General features: G+C 46.4%; 6 protein-coding genes. All 6 read right to left on the bottom strand.

What is annotated here, in order from left to right; all coding sequences use genetic code 11:
* Positions 1–93: 93 nt before the first annotated feature.
* The 6 genes from QUB70_RS31010 to QUB70_RS31035 all read right to left on the bottom strand — a co-directional run bounded on the left by QUB70_RS31010 (position 94) and on the right by QUB70_RS31035 (position 6,169).
* A complete protein-coding gene (locus QUB70_RS31010) occupies positions 94–1,023 on the bottom strand; it encodes a DUF192 domain-containing protein (protein ID WP_332985586.1) in 930 nt (309 codons plus the stop codon).
* 7 nt (positions 1,024–1,030) lie between these two features.
* Entirely contained in the window at positions 1,031–2,761 is a 1,731-nt protein-coding gene (locus QUB70_RS31015) for an NAD+ synthase (RefSeq protein ID WP_332985587.1), read from the bottom strand.
* 87 nt (positions 2,762–2,848) lie between these two features.
* The gene (locus QUB70_RS31020) at positions 2,849–3,142 is read right to left on the bottom strand and encodes an isochorismate lyase (protein ID WP_332985588.1); all 294 of its coding nucleotides are present in this window, start codon (positions 3,140–3,142) and stop codon (positions 2,849–2,851) included.
* A gap of 70 nt (positions 3,143–3,212) precedes the next feature.
* A complete protein-coding gene (locus QUB70_RS31025) occupies positions 3,213–3,962 on the bottom strand; it encodes an NUDIX hydrolase (protein WP_332985590.1) in 750 nt (249 codons plus the stop codon).
* A complete protein-coding gene (locus tag QUB70_RS31030) occupies positions 3,923–4,522 on the bottom strand; it encodes a nicotinate-nucleotide adenylyltransferase (protein ID WP_332985593.1) in 600 nt (199 codons plus the stop codon). Before QUB70_RS31030 ends, QUB70_RS31025 begins: the two co-directional genes overlap by 40 nt.
* 243 nt (positions 4,523–4,765) lie before the next feature.
* Positions 4,766–6,169, bottom strand: coding sequence for a nicotinate phosphoribosyltransferase (locus QUB70_RS31035; protein WP_332985591.1), 1,404 nt, complete (start codon positions 6,167–6,169; stop codon positions 4,766–4,768).
* Between the last annotated feature and the right edge of the window lie 887 nt (positions 6,170–7,056).

Here is a 7,056-nt window from a genome sequence, read left to right on the forward strand (position 1 = left end):
ATGCCCATCCCACAAGAGTTATTTTTTCTTGTGGGATGGGCATCTTGCCCGTCCTAATTATTTTTGCAAGAGGTCTATTCTTTTGTTTGTTTTTTAGGATAAATTCGGAATCAGATCGCCCACTTTCAGTCCCAATTGGGCCGCCCTTCCGCCTCTGAGCTCGATCACTCCGTCAACGGGAACATCCGGGCCGTAGTTGGGGCAGGTTTCGCCCAAACACGGCGGTACGTTAGGAATTATCGCCTGCACGACGCCTTCCCGCAGAAAAACCATATCGAGTTCAATCAACACGTTTTTCATCCAAAAACGCACGTTTCGCGCGGGTTCGATCGGGAAAAACATTCCCCTGTCATCGGGTAATTCTGTCCGAAACATTAAACCTGTGGCTTGCTCTTGGGGAGTTTGCGCCACTTCCAGTCCGATCGCGCGATCGGCTACAATCGTGTTAACCGAAATTGGCAAAAGCTGACCCCTATCTAGTCCGCCAAACAGCGAGATAAAGTTTGATTCAGTCAGATTAGAATTTCCCGAAACAACTCCTAAATAATTACCAGAGTTTTTATCCTTCATAATAGTTTGGTTGTCGGAAACAGAAAGCTCCAAATCGCTAAACTTCATGCCTTCTGTCAAGACAATTTTATCATTGCCGTTGCCAAAATCTGTAATTGTATCAGCTTCAGTAATAGTAGATGCGGCGGAGGTTCTTTCAATCACAAATAAATCATCGCCTGCGCCTCCTGTCAAGATATCCCCGCCTTCGCCGCATATTAGCAAATCGTTACCCCGATCGCCAAACATCCAATCCGACTCTTGTCCTCCATAGATTGTATCGCTTCCCTGACCGCCAGACAGCGTATCAGCGCCTTCATTTCCGGCGAGCAAGTCATTTTCCCGATCGCCAAAAACTCGGTCATTTCCGCCCAAACCTTGAACAGTATCATTACCCGCAAATCCTCTAATCGTATCGTTGCTGAGAGTTCCCAGGAGAAAATCGAAGCCGAAAGTACCGTCGATGTTAACCATTTTGCGTTTAATAAGAGGAAGATTTGGCGATCGGCATTCGCCAACCGGTACCAAAAGCTCGATCGCTAACTTTCAAACCCGGGGCTGCTTGTCGCCGTTTAAACTCCGCTTGCCTCACTAATTTTACTACACGTTTAACCACAGCTTCATCGTGTCCCGCAGCGACAATTTGTTGGGCAGATTCGTGATGTTCGATCGACCGCTGCAAGATGTCATCTAAAACATCGTAATCCGGCAAAGAATCTCGGTCAACTTGTCCCGGTTTCAATTCCGCACTCGGCGCTTTACTAATAACATTAACCGGAATAATTTCCTTTCCCAACTCGGTCTGATTTTTTACCCGATCGATCCCAGAATTCAGCCACCGACAAAGCGAATAAACCCGAGTTTTCGGCACATCAGAAATCACCGCCAATCCCCCATTCATATCGCCGTAGAGAGTGCAGTAACCCACCGCCATTTCCGACTTATTGCCAGTCGAAAGCAGCAAATGTCCGAATTTGTTAGAAATTGCCATCAACAGATTGCCTCGAATCCGCGATTGAATATTTTCCTCAGCAATCCCGAAAGTTGTATTGACAAACAAATCGGCGAGAGTGCGATCGTAAGTTTTCATCAAATCGCCGATCGGCAACCTTTCGATCGCGATGCCCAGATTTCGGGCTAATTCCAAAGCATCATTAACCGAATGATCCGAACTGTAAGGAGAAGGCATCAACACCCCTAGAACATTTTCCGGCCCGATCGCGCAACTGGCGATCGCCGCCACCAAAGCCGAATCTATCCCGCCGCTCAAACCGAGTACAACCTTAGAAAAACCGCACTTGCGAACATAATCACGCACTCCCAAAACCAAAGCAGCCCAAATTTCTGCATCTCCCTCGGCCGGATGAAAACTCAAATCAGTTGTGGAACGGGCATCTTGCCCGTTCCCGCCGCTGCCAATTAAATCTTGTTTAATTTCGTCATATTTCAGCACCGCAAAATCAGTTTCAAAAGAAGCTAATACCTGAATCAAATCACCCTTTCGATCCACAGCAAAACTGCTGCCGTCAAAAATAATATCGTCATTTCCCCCTATTTGATTAGCGTAAACAATCGGTATCCCGCAGCGGATGACGCTGTGCTGCAACATCGCCGATCGCACTCCCCGCTTCCCGGCACAGTAAGGCGATGCCGACAAATTCACCACTAAATCTACGCCCAATTTTGCCAAATCAGCAACAGGATCGCCCGCGTAACTGCGTTTACCCCAAAACTCCTCATTGTTCCACAAATCTTCACAAATTGTCACGCCGACTTTGACTTCGCCAATAGTAAAGTAATTGCTATTTTCGCCCGGTTCAAAATATCTATCTTCATCAAATACATCATAAGTAGGCAACAAGCGTTTGTGAAAAACTGTTTTGACTGCGCCATCTTGCAACAAAACAGCGCTGTTAAACAATGGTTTTCCGCCGAGTTGAACCGCATTAGCATTAGGTACGGCAGTGCCGACTATGACTGCCAACTCGGGAGGCAAAGCTTGCGCCAGTTGCTGCAACTGTGCACCTGCGGCTGCAATGAAACTCGGATCTATCAACAAATCGCGCGGCGGATAACCGATCAGGGAAAGTTCCGGTGTTAGCAATAAGTTTGCGCCCTCAACCTCCGCTTTTTTCGCAGCCTCCAAAATTAAGTTGGAGTTACCAAAGATATCACCAATCGTAGGGTTGAGTTGTGCGATCGCAATTTTCATATCACCAAATCACCTCATAAATATTGCTAACAGTCCGCGCGGGCGGACTCACTTTCCTATAGTTCTAGATTTGAATGTATAGAAACCTTACTCAGATTTGTAATGTTTCAACTCTTCCTCAATATAATAATTTACCAAATCCCGGTAAATATTTTCAACCACATCAGGATTCAAACCCGATTCTAAAGCCCACTCGCGCCGCTGCTGTAACATAGCATGAAAGCGATCGGGGGATCTAACGCCAGCTTCACTCGTTTTGAACCTTGCTGCCGCGACGACGTATTTAAATCTCTTGCTCAAAGCGTCGATCACTTCTCGATCGATGATATCAATTTCCTCCCGCACTTCGTGAATATTAGCGCATTCATCAGGGTCTTTCATAGCCCGCACTCCTTAATAGCTTCTATTCTAATGTTACTAAATTGATCCCCGAATGTCATCCAAGGAACAGCTAGATAAACACCAGCGGCTTATTTTTGAAAGGAGCAAAAGCTGCCGCATCAAAGCGGTACAAACTAGCAGGGCGGCCAGCCCCCCGCGAAACCTTAACACCGGTATCGCACAAAAAACCCAATTTCAACAATCTAGCTCTAAAATTAGAATAATCAGAAAAGTTTTCCCCCAAAATAGTTGTATAAAGTTGATACAAATCGCTCAAAGTAAAAAGTTCCGGCAAAACTTCAAAAGCTACCGGGCTGTATTCAAGTTTGTTACGCAGTCGCCGGTATCCGTATTCGAGAATTTGATTGTGATCGAAGGCTAGCTTAGGAACTTGTTGCACGGGATACCAAGCAATGCCGCCGACGCGGTGACTGACACCCGCAACTACACTCCCAGCAATTAACTCAGCTTCCTCAAACCGAACCAAAGCAAAATAACTAACCGAAAGATAGCGATCGCCCCTGGTATATTCCCGAGGATCGCGCCCCGGTTCTCCGAAAGTATACAATTGCTCCAGATACAGATTTTTCACCCGAATTTTCTCCGACAAAATCCGGTAAGCCGCATTTTCAAGAGACTCTCCCTGCCGCACCAAAGTACCGGGAAGACTCCAAGAATCGATAAACGGTTCGTCTTGCCGCATTACCAACAGCACCAACAAGCGGTTCTGCACGGTATCGACGGAGAAAATAACATTATCTACTCCTACTTTAAAGTCAGCTAACGAGCAACCTTCGCTCTTTTTTGTGCCTCGTGCCATGCGTACAAATGCTCCCTATTGATGTAATCTTCGATGGTCGGAGTTAGAGCTTCCGTGTCTCCTGTTTCGCGATAGGAGGTAGAAGAAACATTGGGAGCACTCAAAGATGCGATCGCCACCTCTGCACCCATCCGCCTCAACTGCCACAAATCTAACTGTTCTGATGGATAACCAGGTCGCGGTACTATCAGCAACTCTACTTGTTTTAACAATTCTTCAAATTTGTACCAGCGAGACAGTTGCTCCACCAAATCCGAACCTATTACCAGCGTCAAATCTGCATTCGGCCACAGCAATCTTGCTTGTTCCACTGTTTCTAGCGTCCTCGGACTGCTGAGTTCTGGATGCAAGCAAAGATTGTGTCTCGGCGAATTAATTTCTTGAATCATTAACAGCAGCATTGCCGATCGGTGCTGTAGAGAAGTTTGGTGCGACTTAAAAGGATTGTCCGACGCCCAAACTGCTACCCAATCAAAATGTTGGGAAAGCCAATTCAGGATAGTTTTGTGTCCCGCTGTAGGCGGATCGGCACTGGTTCCAAAAAGAGCAATCTTCTGCATAGGTAATCGGTAATAGTTAATTGGGAATGGGGAATTGGGCATCGGGCATTGGGCATTGGGCATCGGGCATTGGGCATTGGGCATTGGGCATCGGGCATTGGGCATTGGGCATTGTTATTTGTGAGTGGCTACCAATAACTAATGACTCATGACTAATGACTCATGACTAATGACTAATGACTAATGACTGCTGACTAATGACTAATGACTAATGAATACTGACTAATGACTACTGACTGCTGACTACTGACTCTTTTTCGTTTTTTGGGTTAGACTCTGCAACTCTGTAGAAATTTCCACTGGCGGCGAAATCGGGTTGTCGAGTTGCCGAGTTTCGGATCGAAGACTGGCGACAGAAGCAGCAGTTCGTTTGGCGATATCCTCCAAACTTTCCGGGTTCTGGACTCGTTTCCCATCCTTGACAACCAACTCCATTAATGGTAAGTAAGAATCGCAATTCTTAATATTTTCTCCTGACAATCCCAAACAATCTCCGAGAATTTGCCCATTTTCAATATGTCTAAAAATTTGCTTTTTTCCTGGATATGTTACTTTGCCGCTTGCCTCTTTCATCACCGGAATTCCGTCAATTTCCACCAACTTATAAACACCGTTCACAGGCGAACCGCTGACCAACTTCGTTCCCAAACCGTAACCGTCTATGCAAGCGCCGCTACTTTTTAATTTAGCAATTTCTCGATCGTCCAAATCGCCGCTAGCAAAAATGGGAACGCCCGGAAGGATCGATCGCACTTCCCGAGACAGCACCGCCAAATCGCCCGAATCCAGCCGCACACCTTCCAACTGCATTTCACCGCTGTTTACTCGATCGGCCAACATCCGCGCCGCAGCCACAGTATCGTAAGTATCGATCAGCAGCGGCGCCCCCGGAAAATAGCGGTGAAAAGCTGCAAAAGCCTTATTCTCGCTGCCTTCGAGGGCCGCCACAGCCATCACCAAAGCGTGGGCGATCGTACCTACAGGCTTGCGGCCCAACTTCAAAGCAGCCAAAACATTAGAAGTTCCATCGAACCCCGCAGCCAGGGCCGCCCTAGCCGCCCACACAGCAGCTTGAGGCCCAAAAGCCCTGCGCGTCCCAAATTCCAGCAACTTAGCATCCGGGCCCGCCACATCCCGCAGCCGCGCAGCCCGCGTCGCGATCGAAGTTTGATAATTTATCGCATTCAACAAATAAGTTTCCACCAACTGAGCCTGCCACAGAGGAGCCTCAATTCGCAGCAGCGGCTCGTTGGCAAACACCGCCGTCCCCTCCGGCACTGCCCAAACATCGCCAGTAAAGCGGGCTGTGGCGAGTAGAGTCCAAAACCGCTCCGGCGCACCTGCAAAAATGCCAGTGGACTGCAAAGCCTCTATTTGCGCCGGAGAAAACCGAAATTTTTCCAGATAGTCGAGAACTTGCGCCAAACCCATCGCGATCGCGTAGCCAAAACCCTCTGGCAGCCTGCGCGCAAACAGCTCAAAACTCGCAGCCCGCCCGTCGAGCCCTTCCCCAACGTAACAAGCGGCCATCGTTAGCTGGTAGAGATCGGTCAAAAGGCTGTAATCTGCTGGGGAAACCGTCAGTTCCCGATCTTCTAAGATTTCTTCAAAACCTGTGAGGTGCAGGCTTTCTGTCGCAGTTTCCATAAGAAAAACCCCGGACAAACTTTGTTTTTTTAATTATAGTGACAAATACCATATCTTTTTGTAAATTTTTGATTAAGATTGCTGATACTATCTCAAGAAATCCTGAAAAATGCCCTTTCTAAGAGGGTTTAAGGTTAATTTTGGGATTTATCTTATGGTAAGATTAATGAAAACGACCTATTTAACAATCTCAGCAATTAACCAAAAGAACTCAAGCGTTGCGGTTTTTTTAGGAAATTTAAGGAAAATATTTCGTTGCAGCCGTTAAACAGCCTTGAAAAATCAGGTTTCTGAACGTTGTGACTGCTTGAGTTAAGCAATAAAAAATATATCAGGAAACCAGGGCGATCGCGCAAATATCCGCAATTTCTAAAACCTTCAGCTTGCTTCTATGTTGCAGACTAATAAGTAATTAAAATAAATATTGCTAAAGTCATCCACAGGCAAAAAATAAGACTAATCTAAAAGTATCCCAAGCCACAGAAGAGAGGCGGATTTTATGAATGTTTATAAATCTTTTGTAAACGCAATGCGTTACGTTTCGGAAGCCGCGGTGAGGATTTTTAGACGGAGCGATGACGATTATCCCAATAGTGGCGTTCAGCCTTTTGAAGGTACGCCATCCAAAGGCTCTAAACGGGAAAGATGAGCAGCCGATCGGGGATTTTATAGCGATGCAGGCAAAGGCATTCCCCTCAAACAACAACGGTAAGTTTTTCAACTGCTTCTAAATATATTCAATTTTCCCCAGCTAAACAAAGTTTAGCTGGGGTTTTGCGAGTAATATCATGTTGAATAACTTAACGACAATAGACCTCTTTCAAAAATAACTAGGACGGGCAAGATGCCCGTTCCACAAAAAACATTTTTTCTTGTGGAACGGGCAT

The sequence above is a fragment of the Microcoleus sp. A003_D6 genome (assembly GCF_036702825.1).
Taxonomy (GTDB): Bacteria; Cyanobacteriota; Cyanobacteriia; order Cyanobacteriales; family Microcoleaceae; genus Microcoleus.

What these genes read in the sequence shown, in the direction of transcription:
- QUB70_RS31010 (WP_332985586.1), bottom strand. Translation starts at nt 1,023, where the DNA reads ATGGTTAACATCGACGGTACTTTCGGCTTCGATTTTCTCCTGGGAACT.
- QUB70_RS31020 (WP_332985588.1), bottom strand. Translation starts at nt 3,142, where the DNA reads ATGAAAGACCCTGATGAATGCGCTAATATTCACGAAGTGCGGGAGGAA.
- QUB70_RS31035 (WP_332985591.1), bottom strand. Translation starts at nt 6,169, where the DNA reads ATGGAAACTGCGACAGAAAGCCTGCACCTCACAGGTTTTGAAGAAATC.
- QUB70_RS31025 (WP_332985590.1), bottom strand. Translation starts at nt 3,962, where the DNA reads ATGGCACGAGGCACAAAAAAGAGCGAAGGTTGCTCGTTAGCTGACTTT.
- QUB70_RS31015 (WP_332985587.1), bottom strand. Translation starts at nt 2,761, where the DNA reads ATGAAAATTGCGATCGCACAACTCAACCCTACGATTGGTGATATCTTT.
- QUB70_RS31030 (WP_332985593.1), bottom strand. Translation starts at nt 4,522, where the DNA reads ATGCAGAAGATTGCTCTTTTTGGAACCAGTGCCGATCCGCCTACAGCG.